The sequence below is a fragment of the Streptomyces sp. E-08 genome (assembly GCF_049913095.1).
In the GTDB taxonomy this organism is placed as follows: Bacteria; Actinomycetota; Actinomycetes; order Streptomycetales; family Streptomycetaceae; genus Streptomyces.
In genome coordinates this window covers 6,298,266-6,316,375 of record NZ_CP183971.1, presented here as the reverse complement: position 1 = coordinate 6,316,375, position 18,110 = coordinate 6,298,266, and the positions used below count along the sequence as shown (strand labels likewise).

General features: G+C 72.8%; 13 protein-coding genes and 1 riboswitch. Of the genes, 3 read left to right on the top strand and 10 right to left on the bottom strand.

All coding sequences use genetic code 11. From position 1 onward, the window contains the following. Nucleotides 1-148 precede the first annotated feature (148 nt). Both ACN9MM_RS29130 and ACN9MM_RS29125 read right to left on the bottom strand, forming a co-directional pair. Nucleotides 149-2,674, bottom strand: coding sequence for a YfhO family protein (locus tag ACN9MM_RS29130; protein WP_426366675.1), 2,526 nt, complete (start codon nt 2,672-2,674; stop codon nt 149-151). Between the two features lie 192 nt (nt 2,675-2,866). Continuing rightward, nucleotides 2,867-3,484, bottom strand: coding sequence for an isochorismatase family protein (locus tag ACN9MM_RS29125; protein ID WP_426366674.1), 618 nt, complete (start codon nt 3,482-3,484; stop codon nt 2,867-2,869). 135 nt (nt 3,485-3,619) lie between these two features. On the opposite strand from ACN9MM_RS29125, the gene ACN9MM_RS29120 reads away from it, so the two are divergent. Continuing rightward, a complete protein-coding gene (locus tag ACN9MM_RS29120) occupies nt 3,620-4,264 on the top strand; it encodes a TetR/AcrR family transcriptional regulator (protein WP_426366673.1) in 645 nt (214 codons plus the stop codon). 6 nt (nt 4,265-4,270) lie between these two features. On the opposite strand, the gene ACN9MM_RS29115 is transcribed toward ACN9MM_RS29120, so the two are convergent. From ACN9MM_RS29115 to ACN9MM_RS29100, 4 genes are read right to left on the bottom strand one after another with little or no spacing between them, the layout of a single operon-like run. Beyond that, nucleotides 4,271-4,921 carry a thymidine kinase gene (locus ACN9MM_RS29115; protein ID WP_382868208.1) on the bottom strand — a complete coding sequence of 217 codons (651 nt, stop codon included), beginning with the start codon at nt 4,919-4,921 and terminating at the stop codon, nt 4,271-4,273. A 49-nt stretch (nt 4,922-4,970) separates the two neighbouring features. After that, nucleotides 4,971-6,176, bottom strand: a complete 1,206-nt coding sequence (locus tag ACN9MM_RS29110) for an alkaline phosphatase family protein (RefSeq protein ID WP_426366670.1) — start codon at nt 6,174-6,176, stop codon at nt 4,971-4,973. Then, entirely contained in the window at nt 6,176-6,772 is a 597-nt protein-coding gene (locus ACN9MM_RS29105) for a DUF5998 family protein (RefSeq protein ID WP_426366669.1), read from the bottom strand. The genes ACN9MM_RS29110 and ACN9MM_RS29105 overlap by 1 nt, the downstream gene beginning before the upstream one ends. 40 nt (nt 6,773-6,812) lie before the next feature. Continuing rightward, nucleotides 6,813-9,803, bottom strand: a complete 2,991-nt coding sequence (locus tag ACN9MM_RS29100; protein ID WP_426366668.1) for a GNAT family N-acetyltransferase — start codon at nt 9,801-9,803, stop codon at nt 6,813-6,815. A gap of 185 nt (nt 9,804-9,988) precedes the next feature. Here ACN9MM_RS29100 and ACN9MM_RS29095 point away from each other — a divergent pair, with 185 nt between their 5' ends. Then, a complete protein-coding gene (locus ACN9MM_RS29095) occupies nt 9,989-10,270 on the top strand; it encodes an HPr family phosphocarrier protein (RefSeq protein ID WP_015036698.1) in 282 nt (93 codons plus the stop codon). 147 nt (nt 10,271-10,417) lie between these two features. Here the strand turns inward: ACN9MM_RS29095 and ACN9MM_RS29090 are convergent, their stop codons facing one another. The 4 genes from ACN9MM_RS29090 to ACN9MM_RS29075 all read right to left on the bottom strand — a co-directional run bounded on the left by ACN9MM_RS29090 (nt 10,418) and on the right by ACN9MM_RS29075 (nt 15,231). Further along, nucleotides 10,418-11,101 (bottom strand): GntR family transcriptional regulator, encoded by a 684-nt coding sequence (locus ACN9MM_RS29090; RefSeq protein ID WP_426366667.1) that lies wholly within the window; start codon nt 11,099-11,101, stop codon nt 10,418-10,420. A gap of 230 nt (nt 11,102-11,331) precedes the next feature. Beyond that, nucleotides 11,332-12,102 carry a M23 family metallopeptidase gene (locus ACN9MM_RS29085; protein ID WP_426366666.1) on the bottom strand — a complete coding sequence of 257 codons (771 nt, stop codon included), beginning with the start codon at nt 12,100-12,102 and terminating at the stop codon, nt 11,332-11,334. 12 nt (nt 12,103-12,114) lie between these two features. Further along, nucleotides 12,115-12,279, bottom strand: a riboswitch (cyclic di-AMP (ydaO/yuaA leader). A gap of 199 nt (nt 12,280-12,478) precedes the next feature. Then, nucleotides 12,479-13,846, bottom strand: coding sequence for a M16 family metallopeptidase (locus ACN9MM_RS29080; RefSeq protein WP_426368855.1), 1,368 nt, complete (start codon nt 13,844-13,846; stop codon nt 12,479-12,481). Nucleotides 13,847-13,872: 26 nt separating this feature from the next. Continuing rightward, nucleotides 13,873-15,231, bottom strand: a complete 1,359-nt coding sequence (locus ACN9MM_RS29075; RefSeq protein WP_426366665.1) for a M16 family metallopeptidase — start codon at nt 15,229-15,231, stop codon at nt 13,873-13,875. 181 nt (nt 15,232-15,412) lie between these two features. Here ACN9MM_RS29075 and ACN9MM_RS29070 point away from each other — a divergent pair, with 181 nt between their 5' ends. Then, a complete protein-coding gene (locus ACN9MM_RS29070) occupies nt 15,413-17,872 on the top strand; it encodes a DNA gyrase/topoisomerase IV subunit A (RefSeq protein ID WP_426366664.1) in 2,460 nt (819 codons plus the stop codon). Nucleotides 17,873-18,110 lie beyond the last annotated feature (238 nt).

Below are 18,110 nucleotides of genomic sequence, written 5' to 3'. Positions count from 1 at the left end.
GAATCGAACAATTAAACGCCGTTACGGCGGGCACAGTAACGACCGACTTTTCCCGGCGAACGATCCGCGCGTGCACTCCGGGTGAACTCTTGTCGTATCCGGCGCAAACCCCGTCACCCGCGGGCCCGTCGCCGGTGCGGAAACCCCGTCACCCGCGGGCCCGTCTCCGGTGCAGGAACCCCGTCGCCGCGAGCGCGAGGAGCGCCGCCGCGCCGACGGCGCCGCCGAGCTTGATTCCCGGCGGCCGGAAGGAGCAGCTGACCGTGGCCGCCCGCCCGTCGAGGGGGACGGCGACGAGACCCTCGTACGCGCGCGCGGGGCGGGCGTCCGCGTCACCGGCGGCGCAGCGCCAGCCGGAGATGCGCGGCGCGGCGAGGACCGCGACGCCGCTGCTGCCCGGGGGCAGTTCGGCGGTGACGGTGTGCCCGTCGGCACGCACGCGCGTGGCGCCGGTGGCGGTGAGCTGCCGTACGGCGGAGTCCAGCCGGGCCCGGACCAGACAGCCGACCGGCTCCCGGGGCAGCCGCACCTTGCCCTCGGGCCCGAGGTCGATCCGTACCGCACCGGAGCCCGGGACGGTGCCGAGGGCCTGCATGGGGGCGCGCACGGAGGGCGGCCTGCCGTCGAACTCCACGGGCCGCTCCCCCGTCAGCGCCGCGGTGCCCCGGTACTCGGGCGCCCAGAACCAGACCTGGGAGCCCGCGGGGCAGGTGGCGGTGAGGGTGCGTCCGGCACGGCGCGGGGCGGGCAGCTCGTACACGTCGGCGCCGAGGAGGCGTTCCTGTCGGGCGAAGGCCGAGTCCCCGGGATGCGTGGCCGGGCGCTCCGGCGGGCGGACGGTGATCAGCGGCGGTACGGGGGTCGTCGTGACCGTCACCGTGGCGCGGGGCACGGTGTCCTGCCGTACCGGCTCAGTGGGCTTCGAGCGCAGCCGGGTGCCGACGGAGAAGAGGGCGTCCGCGACGGGGTTGTCGAGGGTGACCGGGTGCCGGCCCTTCGCGTAGAAGCCGAAGCCCAGCGAGGCCAGGGTCCGGGACGTCACGTCCGAGGTGAGGCTGCTGTAGTAGTCGGCGCCCTGCCCTCCGACGAGCAGTACGTCGTTGCCTCCGGGCACCTCGCCGGGGTCCGTGCGGTGGCGCGGCCAGTCGTCCGCGCGGGCCACCTCGACGGCGGCGGTCGCGTGCCAGGGGCCGACCCGGGGCGACCAGGAGACCTCGCTCCGCTGCTGCTCCTCGATCCGCTTCCCGGTGACGGCCACCTCGCCGGCCTGGGCCGCGACGAGGAGGATCACGGCGAGAACGGGGAGTACGCGCGCGGTGGACCGGCGGCCGGCGCCCCGGGCCAGGAGGACGGCGGCGAGCGCGAGGAGCGCGGCCGCGCCGAGGGCGGGGAAGGTCCACCGGTCGATGTCGACGCTCCCCCGGGCCGCCCAGGCCATGGCTCCGAGCAGCGCCACCCCCGCGAGGAGCGCGGGCGGCCGGGGCACCCCCCGGGCGGCGGAGAACCAGGCGCCGATCAGCAGGAGACCGCACAGGACGAAGGTCTGACGGTACGGAATGCCGTTGGGCGACGCGCCCGCGTGCCACAGGAGGTGCGTGGGCTCCCACTGGAGGGAGAGCGTCACCAGGACGATCGCGGCCGTCCAGCCCGTCCGGACCTGCGGGGCGACGGCCCGGTTGAAGGGCAGCGTCAGGGCCAGCGCGAGGGCGGGCGTGCCGATGAAGAGGGCGGGGCTTGCGACGCTCGCGGTCGCGGGCAGGAATCGGGCGAGGACGTCCGTCCAGGGCGCGGGCGCGAAGGTGGTCTCGGGGGTGGGGTCGGCGACCTTCGTGGCGAGGAAGACGACCACGACGAGCGGTGCGGCCAGCCCGATGCCGATGAGGACGCTCCGGGCGGCGCGCAGGGCCCCGGCGAGGCGCTGCCGGGCGCCGGCGGTCTCCTCGGCGGTGAGGAGACGGACGGCGAGGACGACGGCCGCGCCGAGGGTCGCCATGTACGCGGTGTAGAAGTTGGCGATCCAGGCCAGGGCGACGACGAGGGGGCCGAGGACGGGACGGCGGCCGGTGCGGGCCCACTCGCCGACCAGGCAGAGCAGGGGGAAGGCGACGAGCCCGTCGAGCCACATCGGGACGGTGGCACCGAAGTCGAGGGTCCAGCCGGAGAGGGCGTACGCGGTGCCGAGCACGGCGGCGACCGGCCACGGGCCGGGGCGCAGCCGCAGGAGCAGGAGCGCCATGGCGGCCGCGGCGGCGCTGATCTTCACGGCGGTCACGACGTACAGCGCGAGTTCGACGCGGTCCGCCGGGAAGAACACGACGAGCAGGTCGAAGGGGCTGCTCAGGTAGGTGCCGATGTCGCCGAGGAAGTTGGAGCCGAAGCCGGAGTTCCAGTTGAGGAAGGCGTCGCCGTGCGTCTCGCCGAGCAGGAACGCGCGCCAGTAGGCGTGGTACGGCAGGTACTGCTGGCCGAGGTCGACGACGTTCCGGGTCACCGGCCCGAAGGGGTACGTACGCGAGAGCCGCGTGGCGAGGCAGAACAGCACGGCGGTGAGCAGGGCGGCGGCGGCCGGGGCGCGCAGGGCCGCGAACCGTCGCCGCCCGTCACCGCCGTGCTCCTCGCGCACGGTCCCGTGCCCGGGGTCCTCGACGTACACGGCCTCGGCGGCGGGTGGCACACATCCTCCAGGGGGCGCACGGCACGGAGAGGCCCGGAGGGGTCGTCACGGGCCGACCGCCATTACCGCCGAGGCGGGCGACCCGCAACCGATCAGGAGGCGCTCTTCAGGCACACCCCGGGTGAACTCCGGGTGCCGAAGGGGGCGCAGGGAGCACAGGGGGCGCCAGTGGGGCGAGGGCGCCGTCGGGCGTCAGGCGGCGGGCGCGGCGGCGACGAGCTCGTCGACCGTACGGGCCACCGTGCCGAACAGGTCCCGGACCGTGTTGAGGCTCGCGGTCTGGAGGGCCTCCGAGGGCTGCACGCTGCCGTCCGGGGCCTCCAGGGGGCGGGTCGCGGTGGCCTCGGCGACGACGGTCGGGCGGTAGCCGAGGTTGAAGGCGCCCTGGGCGGTGAAGAGGACGCACATGTGCGTCATGAAGCCGGCGATGACGAGGTCGCCGCTCACGCCCAGGCCCTTCAGGGTCTCCTCCAGGTCGGTGGCGTGGAAGGCGTTGGGGAACTGCTTGACGACGACCTTCTCGCCCTCGACCGGGGCGACTTCGTCGCTGATCGCGCCGATCTCGGCCCGGATGTCGTACGGGGTGCCCTCACCGCCGTCGTTGACGACGTGGACCACCGGGGCGCCCGCGGCGCGGGCGGCGGCGAGGAGCCGGGCGCCGGCGGCCACGGCCTCCTCGGCGCCGTCGAGCCGCATGACGCCCCTGCGGTAGGTGTTCTGGAAGTCGATCATGATCAGCGCGGACTCGTCGAGCCGCGGCAGCTCCTGGGGCAGGCCGATGACGTCGCGGAGGGTGGCGGAGGCGGTCATGGGGGTTCCTTTCGGCAGGCGCTCGGGGGCTCCCGTGGCGAACGATGTTCCATACGCTAACACGATTCGTAAGCAACGATAACGCCGGAGGCGGTCCCCCAGGTCAGCACTGTTAACGCTGTTATCGTGGGGGCCATGTCGACGGCACGAGAGCGCATCCTGGAAGCCACCGGCGAGCTGCTCGCCACCAAGGACGCGCTGGCGATCTCGACCCGGGCCATCTGCGACCGGGCGAAGGTCGGCGCGCCGGAGATCTACCGCCAGTTCGGCGACAAGCAGGGGCTGCTCACGGCGGTGGCCGACATCGGCTTCGAGCGGTTCCTCGCGGAGAAGCGACGGAACCCGCTCACCGACGACCCGGTGGCGGACCTGTGCACGGCCTGGGACAGCCACGTCGCGTTCGCGCTGCGCAACCCGCACCTCTACCGGCTGATGTTCACGCCCACGGGCGACGCCAAGCCGCAGGCCATCAAGGAGGCGCAGGCGATCCTCCTGAAGGCCGTGGAGCGCTGCCGCGACGCCGGCCGCCTGCGCATGTCCCCGGAACTGGCCGGGCAGTCGATCCTCTCGGCCAACGTGGGCGTGTGCATGATGGCGCTGTCCTTCCCCGAGCTGTTCGGGGACCCCGCGATCTCACACGCGGTACGGGACGCGGTCATCGGAAAGGTCACCGGCGACGAGCGCGAGGACACCCGCATCGGCGCGGCGACCGTCCTCGCCCGGACCCTGCTCGACACCCTGACGGGAACGGGCCCGGCGACGACCGCCCCGACGAGCTGACGTTCGTCAGGCGTTGCCGACGGGCAGGACGTCCGGGGAGAGGGCGCCCGCGCGGGCGGAGGCCGCGGTCATGCGGCGGCGGTGGTGGCGGCGGCAGAGGACCTCGTAGCCGATCTCCTCGGCCGGGCGGTTCACGTCCCCGACGACGACCTGCTCGCCCTCGACGACCATCGCGCCGCCGACCGTACGGGCGTTGTGGGTGGCGCGGGCGCCGCACCAGCACAGGGCCTCGACCTGGAGCTGCTCGATGCGGTCCGCCAGTTCGATCAGCCGCTGCGAGCCCGGGAACAGCTTCGTACGGAAGTCCGTCGTGATGCCGAAGGCGAAGACGTCCAGGCTGAGGTCGTCGACGATGCGGGCGAGCTGGTCGATCTGCTCGGGAGCGAGGAACTGGGCCTCGTCCACGATCACGTAGTCGGCCTTGCCGCCCTGGGAGAGCTGGGTGACCAGGTACGCGTACAGGTCCATGTCGCGCGGTGCCTCGACCGCCTCCGTCACGAGGCCGAGGCGGGAGGACAGCTTGCCCTCGCCCGCGCGGTCGTCACGGGTGAAGATCACGCCCTGAAGCCCCCGCGCGTCGCGGTTGTGGGCGATCTGGAGCGCCAGGGTGCTCTTCCCGCAATCCATGGTTCCGGAGAAGAAGACCAGCTCGGGCATGACGGGACAGGGACCTTTCAGGTCGTGGAAGAGATCGGTGATCGGGGGGTCAGGAACGGACTTCGAGGAGCGGGACCAGCTGCTCCGCCGGGGTCATGGACCCGTGCATCCCGACCATCGCGGACTCGTGGGGCTCGTTGACGGAGGCGGTGATCGCCACGTCGTCGTGGGCCGCGGCGACGACGTCGCCGATCCGGCCGTACACCCGCTCGTCGACCTCGGCCCCGAACCAGCCGAGGTCGATGGCCTCGTCGCGGCTCGCCACCCAGAACTGCTCGCCGACGACCTCGCGCCAGCAGGTGAGGACGTCCGCCTCCGCTCCCGGCACGGCGTAGACGTGACGGGCCCGGCCCTCGCCGCCGAGGAGGGCGACGCCCGCGCGCAGCTCCCAGTCCTCGTCGAAGTCGATCCGGTGCTGCTCGTCGAAGGGGATGTCGACCATGCCGTGGTCGGCCGTGACGTACAGGGCCGTGCGCGGCGGCAGCTGCTCGGCGAGCCGCTGCACGAGCCGGTCGACGAACATCAGCTGGCCGCGCCAGGCGTCGGAGTCGATGCCGAAGCGGTGGCCGGCGCCGTCGAGCTCGCTGTAGTACGTGTAGACCAGCGAGCGGTCGCCGCCGGCGAGCTGCTCGGCGGCGAAGTCCATGCGCTCCTCGCCGGAGAGCCGCCCGTGGAAGGTTCCGCCGCTGAGCGCGACCTTCGTGAGCGGGGTCTGCGCGAAGATCGGGGACGACACCTGGGCGGTGTGGATCCCGGCCTCGTGCGCGAGCTGGAAGACGGTGGGGTACGGCTGCCAGACGTGCGGCGCCGTCCACGGCTTCCAGCGCAGCTGGTTCATCAGGGCGCCGGTGTCGGGGTCGCGCACGGTGTAGCCGGGCAGTCCGTGCGTCCCGGGGTGGCGGCCGGTGCCGACGGAGGCGAGCGAGGTCGCGGTGGTGGCGGGGAAGCCGGCGGTGACCGGGCGGCCCGTGCCGCCGCGCGAGGAGCCGAGCAGCGAGGTCAGGTACGGGGCCTCGTCCGGGTGGGCCTTGACCTGCTCCCAGCCGAGCCCGTCGATCAGGAAGACGCAGTTGCGGTCGGCCGGGGCCAGCTCCGCGATCCGCGCGTCGAAGCCGGGCACGCCCTGGCCCGCCACGAGCGTCGGCAGCAGGTCGCCGAGCGAGCCCGTGGCGTACTCGGGCACCGGCGCGGTCTCCGGGGCGAGCGGGACCGGGTCGTCGGGCCAGCCGTGGGTCACGGCGGTCGGCTGCACCATCAGCGGGTGGGCGCGGCGATGGCCGCGGTGGCTTCGGAGAGGGCCTGGGCGAACGCGAGGGTCTGCCGGACGGTGTCCGGGCCGTCTCCGGCGTCGCTCACGCGCAGGCTGAGGTCGTCGGCGGTGGCGTTGCCGGTGTAGCCGTGGTCGGCGTCGCAGTTCGGGTCGCCGCAGGCGGCGGGCTCCAGGTCGATGCGCGAGACGGCACCCCAGCCGATGGTGAGGACCACCTCGCGGGGCAGCGTGCCCGGCGTGTACGACTCGGGGTTGGCGACGACACGGCTGACGACGACCGACGCGATCCGGTCGAGCTTCACGGACTCGGTGGACGTCGTGGCGTACGGGGTCGGCGAGCTGGTGTCGGCGGCCTGCTCGTCGGTGTGGCTGACGATGAAGCGGTGCGCGGTCAGGACGAGCACGGTCACGTGCCGCCGGACCTCGTTCGCGTCGAAGGTGGTCTCCTGGTGGACCACGTACGACGTGACGGCCTCGCCGCCGACGGCGGCCTCCACCGCCTCGGCCACGAGGGCCGGGTAGTAGCCGCTGCGCTCGATCGCCGCGCGCAGCCCCTGGGTCGTCGTACCGCTCTTTGCCATGGACTCCATCCTACGGGGCCGAGGGGCCCCCTCAGGCCCGTCAGTAACGTGGCAGGCTCCGTGGCCCGAGGTCGGTGCGGGGCGGGGGCGGGGCCAGCCGGACGGTCGCGCCGAGGACGGAGAGTCCGCGCGGTGCCACGACCACCGGCTCCAGGGAGACGGCGACCACCTCGGGGTGGTCGTCGACGAGACGGGAGACCCTCAGCAGCAGCTCCTCCAGGGCGGGGGTGTCCACGGGGGCGGAGCCGCGCCAGCCGAAGAGCAGCGGCGCGGTGCGGAGGGAGCGGATGAGTTCGGCGGCGTCCCGGTCGGTGGCCGGGACCAGCCGGTGGGCCGTGTCGCCGAGCAGTTCGGAGGCCGCGCCCGAGAGGCCGAAGGAGAGGACGGCGCCGACGGCCGGGTCGATCGCGGAGCGGACGACGGTGTCGACGCCCCGGGGCACCATCGCCTGGACGACCGGCTGGAGCTCCTCCGGCTTGCCGAGGACCTCGGTGAGCTCGGCGTACGCCGTGCGGAGCTGGTCCTCGGCGGCGAGGTCGAGCCGGACGCCCCCGAGGTCGGGGCGGTGGCGGAGGTGGGGAGCGGTGGTCTTGAGCGCGACGGGGTAGCCGAGCCGGCGGGCGGCCGCGACGGCGGCGTCGGGCGTGGGGGCGGGGAGGGTCGGCAGCACGGTGATGCCGTACCGCGCGAGCAGCGCCCCGGCCCGCTCGGTGTCCAGGGTCACACCACGGGCGTCCACGTCGTCACCGCCGAGCACGCCCTCGATGAGCGCGGCGGCCCCGGTCTCGTCGATGTCCTCGTACTCGGGCACCCGCCCGGGCTCTGCGGCCTGCCGCCGCCACTGCCCGTACCGCACGGCCTCGGCCAGCGCCCGCACGGCCCGCTCGGCAGCGGGGTACGCGGGGATGGTGGCCTGCTGTACGGGAGGGGTGGCCGGCGGCGTGGGGGTGCCTGCCTGCTCTGTCGTGGCCTTCTGCGCGGGAGCGGTGCCCGGCTGCACGGGGGTGCCTGCCTGCTCTGTCGTGGCCTTCTGCGCGGGAGCGGTGCCCGGCTGCACGGGGGCGCCGGCCTGCTGGACGCGAGAAACCGCCGGCACCACGGGGGTGACGGCACCGCGCCCCGCCGCCGGCCGGGTGCTCGTCGCCACCGCGAGGGCCTCCGCGAGGCCGCCCATCTCCACGTGGACGACGACGACCGGCTTCGTCGGCGCGGGGGCCGAGGCGACGGCCTCGCGGAGGGCGGCGGCCAGCACCTCGCCGTCGCCGAACTCGGTGGCCCCGTCCTCGCCGACCCAGGGGATCGCGGTGACGACCACCGCGTCGGACGTCTCGTCGGCGAGCGCCGCCGCGAGCGCGTCCCGGAAGTCCGCCGGGACCGCCGCCGTCGTCAGGTCGAGCGGCCGCAGCGGCCGCAGCCCCTCGGTCAGGCAGGCGTCGTACGTGAGGAGGCCGAGCGACTCGGAGTTGCCGAGGATCGCGACCCGGGGCCCGGCGGGCAGCGGCTGGGCGGCGAGGAGCAGTCCGGCGTCGACCAGTTCGGTGACGGTGTCGACGCGGATCACGCCGGCCTGGCGGAGCAGCGCGGAGACGGTGGCGTGCGGGATGCGGGTGACCGGCACCCGGTGGCCGGGCGGTGCGCTGCCGCTGTGCCGGGCGCCCTTGACGACCACGACGGGCTTGACGGCGGCGGTGCGGCGGGCGAGCCGGGTGAACTTCCGGGGGTTGCCGATGGACTCCAGGTAGAGGAGGACGACGTCGGTGCCGGGGTCGTCGTACCAGTGCTGGAGGAAGTCGTTGCCGGAGACGTCGGCGCGGTTGCCGGCCGAGATGAAGGAGGAGAGTCCGGCGCCCCGCCGGTGCAGGCCGGCGAGGAGGGCGATCCCGATGGCGCCGGACTGGGTGAAGAGCCCGATGCGCCCGGCGGCGGGCATCTGCGGGGCGAGGGAGGCGTTGAGCCGGACGTCGTCGGCGGTGTTGATGATCCCGAAGGCGTTGGGGCCGATGATGCGCATGCCGTACGAGCGGGCCTGGCGTACGAGCGCGCGCTGGCGCTCTCGGCCGGCGGCCCCGCTCTCGGCGTATCCGGCGGAGAGCACGACGAGGCCGCGCACCCCGTGCTCGCCGCAGTCGGCGACGGCCTCGGGCACCCGTTCGGCGGGGACGGCGACGACGGCCAGGTCCACGGGTTCGCCGATGGCGCCGACGGAGGGGTGGGCGGGCACGCCGTCGAGCTGTGTCTCTCCGGTGAGCGCGGCGTTCACCGCGTACACCCGTCCCGTGAAGCCGGCCCCGAGGAGGTTGCGGAGGACGGTCCGGCCGACACCGCCCGGTGCGCGTCCGGCGCCGACGACGGCGACGGAGCCGGGGGTGAGGAGCCGCTGCACGGAGCGCGCCTCGGCGCGCTGTTCGCGGGCGCGCTGGACGGCGAGGGAGCGGTCGGTCGGTTCGAGGTCGAGGTGGAGCCGGACGGAGCCGTCCTCGAAGCTGCGCTTCTGGGTGTAGCCCGCGTCGGTGAAGACCTTGATCATCTTGTTGTTGGCGGGGAGCACCTCGGCGGCGAAGCGCCGGATGTCCCGCTCGCGGGCGACCGCCGCGATGTGTTCGAGGAGGGCGGAGGCGACGCCCCTCCCCTGGTGCGCGTCCTGGACGAGGAAGGCGACCTCGGCCTCGTCGGCGGGGGCGGAGGCGGGCAGCCCTCGGTCGTTGATGCGGTCGTAGCGCACGGTGGCGATGAACTCGCCGCCGACGGTGGCCGCGAGCCCGACCCGGTCCACGAAGTCGTGGTGGGTGAAGCGGTGGACGTCCTTGGCGGACAGGCGCGGGTAGGGCGCGAAGAAGCGGTAGTACTTCGACTCGTCCGAGACCTGCTCGTAGAAGCTGACGAGGCGGTCGGCGTCGTCGGCGGTGATGGGCCGGATGCGGGCGGTGCCGCCGTCGCGGAGGACGACGTCCGCCTCCCAGTGGTCGGGGTAGTCGTGCTCCGGTGAGGCCGGTGGTTCCGCCGCTTCCGACTGCTCCGACGCGCTCTGCATGGGGTCAGCCTACGGCCGCGACACGACTGCAGCACCGGTCGCGCGGCGGGGGTGCTCGATGCAAGGTGTTGCCAGGCAGGACGGGCCGAAGGGCGGTCCGATCCGGGCCGAAGGGCGGCGCGAGCACCGCGCGACCCGTGAGAGACTGGTCTAGACAACCCGCTTGAGACTTGAAGGGCAACACCATGGCTGAGCGCCGCGTCAACGTCGGCTGGGCCGAGGGCCTGCACGCCCGCCCCGCGTCCATCTTCGTCCGTGCCGCCACGGCCTCCGGCGTGCCGGTGACGATCGCCAAGTCCGACGGCACCCCCGTGAACGCCGCCTCCATGCTCGCGGTGCTCGGCCTGGGCGCGCAGGGCGGCGAGGAGATCGTGCTCGCGTCGGAGGCCGACGGCGCCGAGGCCGCGCTCGACCGCCTGGCGAAGCTGGTCGCCGAGGGTCTGGACGAGCTCCCCGAGACCGTCTGATCCGGTCCCCCGTACGACGAATGGCCGTGGTCGCCGGAATTCCGGCGGCCACGGCCATTCTCATTGCTCCGCCTCGATTCCGGGCAGCACGAAATACCCGGGACGAATACCGGGTCGAATTCCTGTTCTTTGTATACGGCGCGCGCGTTAATTCCGGGCACTCGATGTGTTGACGGCATGTTGCGAAACCCTCACACGGCCGCGCTCCGGCCTTTTGAGCCGGTGCAGCGACAACGAGCGCTCCGCGTGCAGCGCGGTCAGCGCCCTCGCCCGCTCGGCGTCGCCGCGCGCCACGGCGTCCACGATCGCGCCGTGCTCGGCCCAGGCCTCGACCGGCAGGGCCGGCTGATCCACCACGTACGTCCAGGCGATCTTGTGCCGCAGCTGGGTGAGCAGCGCCGTCAGGGCCGGGCTCCCGGACGCCTGCGCGAGCGTCTCGTGGAACCAGCCGCCGAGCGAGCGCAGATCCTCGCCCTGGCCGCGCCTGGCCCGCTCCTGCCCCAGCCTGACCAGGCCGCGCAGCACCTTGAGGTGGGCTTCGGTGCGCCGCTGCGCGGCCCGCGCGGCGCCCAGCGGTTCGAGCAGCGCCCGCATGTCGAGCAGATCGGCCGCCTCCTGCTCGGTCGGCTCGGCGACATGGGCGCCCGCGTGGCGCCGGGTGACGACGAAGCCCTCGGACTCCAGGGTGCGCAGCGCCTCGCGGACCGGGACGCGGGAGACGCCGTACCGGCGGGCGAGCTGCTCCTCGGTCAGCCGAGCACCCCGCTCGAACGCGCCGGAGACGATGTCGTCCCGGATCGCCGTGCATACCGAGTGCGCGGGAATGCGCATGTCCGACCTCCGCCTTGGTCCGCGTGAGTCCATTCGATCAGCGCCTGTTCTGCGCCCGGTCTGCGACTCTATTGCAGCCTGCCGGAATTTCCGATGCCCCAGCGGAATTCATGGCCGTCTTTGACCGCCCTTGGCTGTCTTTTGATCAGCGAAAAGCCCCGGCTCAGTACGAGCCGGGGCTTTTGCGACGCGGTGCGCGGCGGGGATCCGGGCCGACGGCCCGGTCCGGGTCAGACGTTGACGCCGCGGGCGCGGAGGTACGCGACCGGGTTGATGTCCGAGCCGTAGTCGGGGCTCGTGCGCGCCTCGAAGTGGAGGTGCGGGCCCGTGGAGTTGCCGGAGGAGCCCGAGACGCCTATCTGCTGGCCGGGCTCGACGCTCTGGCCGACGTAGACCCCGATGGAGGAGAGGTGCCCGTACTGGGTGTACGTGCCGTCGTTCATCCGGACGACGATGTTGTTGCCGTACGCGCCGCCCCAGCCGGCCTCGACGACGGTGCCGGAGCCGACGGAGACGACCTGGGTGCCGTAGGCGGCGTGGAAGTCGACGCCGGAGTGGCTGCCGGAGGACCAGAGCGAGCCGCCGGTCTTGTAGCCGGTGGAGACGTACGAGCCGGCGACGGGGAGCTGGAAGGAGGCCAGGCGGCGGCGCTCGGCCTCGCGGGCGGCGCGCTCACGCTCCAGCCGGATCTCCTTGGCGCGGGCCTCGGCCTTGCGCTTGGCCTCGGCCTTGGCCTTCGCCTTGGCGATGGCCTCGACGGCCTCCTGCTCCTGGGCGGCGGCCTGGGCGTTGATCCGGTCCACAAGGGAGTCCTCGGTGATCACCTGGGTGAGACCGGTGTCCTCGGGGGAGCGGTTGTCCGTGTCCGCGGCGAGCGCCGGGGAGGCGAGGGATCCAATGACGCCGGTGGTGGCGAGCGTCGCGGCGCCGGCGATGCCCACGCTGCGGCGCGCCATCCGGCTCGGACCACGATGCTTCCCGGTGGCACGGGTGAACGCCATGTAGGGGCTGATCCTTTCCTTCCTTCTCGCCTACCGGGTTAGCTGACGGGTTCGGAGCAGGAAGGTCTCCTACGAGCCCCTCCGTCGAGACGAAGGCGCCCGATTCACCCCAGGGACTACGTGTGGGTCCCCGGCTCCCCAGGCTCGCGCCTGACGGGGACTCGGCGATGACTGTCCGATGCCGCGGCTGCGGCACGTGCAACTGACGAACAGCCGCCCCGACGCTATGCGGATCGTCTTTCAATCACCAACCAGACACGTCTTTTGTAAGACATGCCACAGGGCAAATAATCACCTTGCCCTCAATACGGACAAAGCGGAGGACCCCGACGAACTGGCCCGTCGGGGTCCTCCCGTTGTCGCGCGGTGGCCGGAATCAGCCGGTCACGACGGTCACTTCACCGATGCCGAGCGCCCGCACCGGCTCCGCGATCTGTGCCGCGTCACCGACGAGCACGGTGACGAGCCGGTCCACCGGGAACGCGCTGACCACGGCGGCCGTCGCCTCGACCGTGCCGGTCTCGGCCAGGCGCGCGTACAACTGCGCCTGGAAGTCGTCCGGCAGGTGCTGCTCCACCTGGTCGGCGAGCGTCCCGGCGACGGAGGCGGCCGTCTCGTACTTGAGGGGCGCCACGCCCACCAGGTTCTGCACGGCCGTCTCGCGCTCGGCGTCGGTCAGACCCTCGGCGGCCAGCGTGCGCAGCACCGCGAAGAGGTCCTCAAGTGCCGGACCCGTGTTCGGGGTGTCGAAGGATCCGCTGATGGCGAGCATCGCGGCGCCGTTCCCCCCGGCGTCCGAGCGGAGCACCTGACCGAAGGCCCGCACGCCGTACGTGTAGCCCTTCTCCTCGCGCAGGACCCGGTCCAGACGCGAGGTCAGGGTGCCACCGAGGCAGTACGTGCCGAGGATCCGGGCCGGCCAGACACGGTCGTGCCGGTCGGCGCCGATCCGGCCGATGAGCAGCTGCGTCTGCACCGCGCCGGGACGGTCCACGATGACGACCCGACCGGTGTCGTCGGCGGTGATCGGCGGCATCGGGAGCGGCTCGGCCGGCTCACCGGTCCAGGCGCCCAGCGTCTCGGCGAGGACCTTGTCCAGGTCGACGCCCGTCAGGTCGCCGACGACCACGGCGGTGGCCGTGCCGGGCCGGACGTGCGCGTCGAAGAAGGCGCGGACGGCGGCGGCGTCGATCGCGGCGACGGTCTCCTCGGTGCCCTGGCGCGGCCGGGACATCCGGGACTCGGCCGGGAACAGCTCCTTGGAGAGCTGCTTGGCGGCGCGGCGGGCCGGGTTGGCCGTCTCGTGCGGGATCTCGTCGAGACGGTTGCGCACCAGGCGCTCGACCTCGGTCTCCAGGAACGCCGGGGCGATCAGGGCCTCGGAGAGCAGCCCGAGCGCCTTGGGCAGCCGGGAGGCCGGGACCTCCAGGGAGACCCGTACGCCCGGGTGGTCGGCGTGCGCGTCGAGCGTGGCGCCGCAGCGCTCCAGCTCGGCCGCGAACTCCTCGGCACTGTGCTGGTCGGTGCCCTCGGAGAGCGCGCGGGCCATGATGGTGGCCACACCGTCGAGACCGGCCGGCTCGGCGTCCAGCGGGGCGGGCAGGAAGATCTCCACGGCGACGACCTGCTGGCCGGGGCGGTGGCTGGTGAGCAGGGTCAGACCGTTGTCCAGCTTCCCGCGGTCCGGGGCCGGGAAGGCCCACGGCTTCGCGGTGCCCGGCTGGGGCTGCGGGTGGAAGTCCATGCTCGTCAAGGACACGGCGGCGTCGGTCACTGGTCCGCTCCCTCTTCGTCGTCTTCGCCGTCGGCGCTGTCGCTCTGCTCGGTCGCCAGGGGCTCGTAGACGAGCACCGCGCGGTTGTCGGGGCGCAGCTTGGCCGCGGCGACCTCGCGCACCTCCTCGGCGGTGATCTCCAGGACGCGGTCGACGGCGGTCAGGGCGAGCTGCGGGTCGCCGAACAGCACGGCGAACCGGCACAGTTCGTCCGCGCGGCCCGCGACGGTGCCGAGCCGGTCCAGCCACTCGCGCTCCAACTGGGCCTGCGCGCGCTCCATCTCCTCGGGCGTGGGGCCCTCGGCGGCGAACCGGGCGAGCTCCTCGTCGACGGCCGCCTCGATCTGCGGGACCTCGACGCCCCCGGAGGTCTTGACGTCCAGCCAGCCCAGCGAGGGCGCCCCGGCGAGCCGCAGCAGGCCGAAGCCGGCGGCGACGGCCGTGCGGTCACGGCGGACCAGGCGGTTGTGCAGGCGGGAGGACTCCCCGCCGCCCAGGACCGTCAGGGCCAGGTCGGCGGCGTCGCACGCGCGCGTGCCGTCGTGCGGCAGACGGTAGGCGGCCATCAGCGCGCGCGCCGGGACCTCCTCCTCGACGACCTCACGGAGCTGCTCGCCGATGACCTCGGGCAGCTCGCCGGAGCGCGGCTCGGGCTTGCCGTCGTGGGCGGGGATCGAGCCGAAGTACTTCTCGACCCAGGCGAGCGTCTGCGCCGGGTCGATGTCTCCGACGACGGACAGCACGGCGTTGTTCGGGGCGTAGTACGTGCGGAAGAAGTTCCGCGCGTCCTCCAGGGTCGCCGCGTCCAGGTCGGCCATGGAGCCGATCGGCGTGTGGTGGTACGGGTGGCCCTCCGGGTAGGCGAGGGCGGTCAGCTTCTCGAAGGCCGTGCCGTACGGCACGTTGTCGTAGCGCTGGCGGCGCTCGTTCTTGACGACGTCCCGCTGGTTCTCCATGGACTCGTCGTCCAGGGCGGCGAGCAGCGATCCCATGCGGTCGGCCTCCAGCCAGAGCGCGAGCTCCAGCTGGTGCGTGGGCATGGTCTCGAAGTAGTTGGTGCGCTCGAAGCTCGTCGTGCCGTTGAGCGAGCCGCCGGCGCCCTGCACCAGCTCGAAGTGGCCGTTGCCGTGCACCTGCTTCGAGCCCTGGAACATCAGGTGCTCGAAGAGGTGGGCGAGGCCCGTGCGGCCCTTGACCTCGTGACGCGAGCCGACGTCGTACCAGAGGCAGACCGCGGCGACCGGGGTCAGGTGGTCCTCCGAGAGCACCACGCGCAGGCCGTTCGCCAACCGGTGCTCGGTCGCTGTCAGGCCGCCGGAGCCGGCCTCGGCCGTGGCCGTGTGACCCATGGGCATGTACGTCCCTTCGATCGCGATGTGAAAAAGTCCTGCCACTGTATGCAAGCGCGCCGACACCTGGCGAAGTTCCCGAGCCTTCGCGATGTCCCTCTTCCGGGTCGCGGTCGGCGTTGTCGGTGACACGGTCCACAATGGTCCGCGTCAGATCAACCTTGTTGGTGAAGGAGCCGCAGCCGCGATGGCCCGCCGCAGCACGAAGACACCGCCGCCGGACGACGCGTACGAGGAGAGGATCCTCGACATCGACGTGGTCGACGAGATGCAGGGCTCCTTCCTCGAGTACGCGTACTCGGTGATCTACTCGCGCGCCCTCCCCGACGCCCGCGACGGCATGAAGCCCGTCCAGCGCCGCATCGTCTACCAGATGGGCGAGATGGGGCTCCGCCCCGACCGCGGCTTCGTCAAGTGCGCCCGCGTCGTCGGCGAGGTGATGGGCAAGCTCCACCCGCACGGCGACGCGTCGATCTACGACGCGATGGTCCGCATGGCACAGCCCTTCTCCATGCGGCTCCCCCTCGTCGACGGCCACGGCAACTTCGGTTCCCTGGGCAACGACGACCCGCCGGCCGCCATGCGGTACACCGAGTCGCGGATGGCCCCGGCCGCACTCCTCATGACCGAGTCCATCGACGAGGACACGGTCGACTTCTCGCCGAACTACGACGGCCAGGAGCAGGAGCCGGTGGCACTCCCCGCCGCCTACCCGAACCTGCTGGTCAACGGCGCGTCCGGGATCGCGGTCGGCATGGCGACGAACATGCCCCCGCACAACCTCGGCGAGGTCGTCGCGGCCGCCCGTCACCTGATCCGGCACCCGAACGCCGACCTCGAGACGCTGATGCGCTTCGTACCGGGCCCCGACCTGCCCACCGGCGGCCGGATCGTCGGGCTCTCGGGCATCAAGGACGCGTACGAGTCGGGCCGCGGCTCCTTCAAGATCCGCGCCACCACGACCGTGGAGACCGTGACGGCCCGCCGCAAGGGCATCATCGTGACCGAGCTGCCGTTCACGGTCGGTCCCGAGAAGGTCATCTCCAAGATCAAGGACCTGGTCGGCTCGAAGAAGCTCCAGGGCATCGCGGACGTCAAGGACCTCACCGACCGCAGCCACGGCCTGCGCCTGGTCATCGAGATCAAGAACGGCTTCGTACCCGAGGCGGTCCTGGAGCAGCTCTACAAGCTGACGCCGATGGAGGAGTCCTTCGGCATCAACAACGTGGCGCTGGTCGACGGGCAGCCGCTCACCCTCGGTCTCAAGGAGCTCCTGGAGGTCTACCTCGACCACCGCTTCGAGGTGGTCAGGCGCCGCTCCGAGTTCCGCCGCACCAAGAAGCGGGACCGCCTCCACCTGGTCGAGGGCCTCCTCGTCGCACTGCTCGACATCGACGAGGTCATCCGGCTCATCCGGGAGAGCGAGAACTCCGCCCAGGCCAAGGAGCGCCTGATGGAGCGCTTCTCGCTGAGCGAGATCCAGACGCAGTACATCCTGGACACCCCGCTGCGCCGCCTCACCAAGTTCGACCGCCTTGAACTGGAGACCGAGCGCGACCGTCTGAACGGCGAGATCGACGAGCTGACCGGGATCCTCGACTCCGACGCCGAGCTGCGCAAGCTGGTCTCCGCGGAACTGGCTTCCGTCGCCAAGAAGTTCGCCACCGACCGGCGGACGGTCCTGCTGGAGTCTGCGGGCGCGCCCGTCGCGGCCGTATCCCTGGAGGTCGCGGACGACCCGTGCCGCGTGCTGCTCTCCTCGACCGGCCTCCTCGCCCGTACGGCGACGGCGGAGCTGCCCGCGGCCGACCCGGACGCGAAGCGCGCCAAGCACGACGTGATCGTGTCGGCGGTGCCGGCCACCCAGCGCGGCGACGTCGGCGCGGTGACCTCGTCCGGCCGGCTGCTGCGGATCGCCGTGATCGACCTGCCGCAGCTCCCGGACACCGCGACCGCCCCGAACCTGGCGGGCGGCGCGCCGCTGTCCGAGTTCCTCTCCCTGGAGGGGGACGAGACGGTCGTCTGCCTGACCACGCTCGACGAGTCCTCGCCCGGCCTCGCCCTCGGCACGCTGCAGGGCGTGGTCAAGCGCGTGGTGCCGGACTATCCGGCGAACAAGGACGAGCTGGAGGTCATCACCCTCAAGGACGGTGACCGGATCGTCGGCGGGACGGAGCTGCGGACCGGCGACGAGGACCTGGTCTTCATCACCTCCGACGCCCAGCTGCTGCGCTACCAGGCCTCGCAGGTGCGGCCCCAGGGCCGCCCGGCGGGCGGCATGGCGGGCATCAAGCTCACCGCGGGCGCCGAGGTGATCTCGTTCACGGCGGTGGACCCGGCCGCGGAGGCCGTCGTCTTCACCGTCGCGGGCTCCACGGGCACCCTGGACTCCTCGACGGGTACGTCGGCGAAGCTGACCCCGTTCGACCAGTACCCGCGCAAGGGACGCGCGACCGGCGGCGTCCGGTGCCAGCGCTTCCTGAAGGGCGAGGACGTCCTGCTCCTGGCCTGGGCGGGCGCCACCCCGGCCCGCGCGGCCCAGAAGACCGGTGCCCCGGTGTCCCTCCCGGACCCCGACCCGCGCCGTGACGGCTCGGGCACCCCGCTCCCCCAGGCGGTCGAGGTGGTGGCAGGACCGGCGAGCTAGGCCCGGTCGTCAAACTCCCGTCGTCGCCCGAAGGGCGGCCCCGCGGCGTCAGGTGCGTGCTCTCGGCGTGCCGGGCGCGAGCCCTCGTACTGGACGTACTCGGGCTTGTGCCCGGTGCGGCGAGAGCGCGTGCATGGCGTCGCGGGGCAGGCGGGAGTTTGACGACAGGGCCTAGGTGTATTGATCACGAGCGTTGTTGACACGGGTCTGGTCTTGAACATGGCGAAGACCTCCGGTG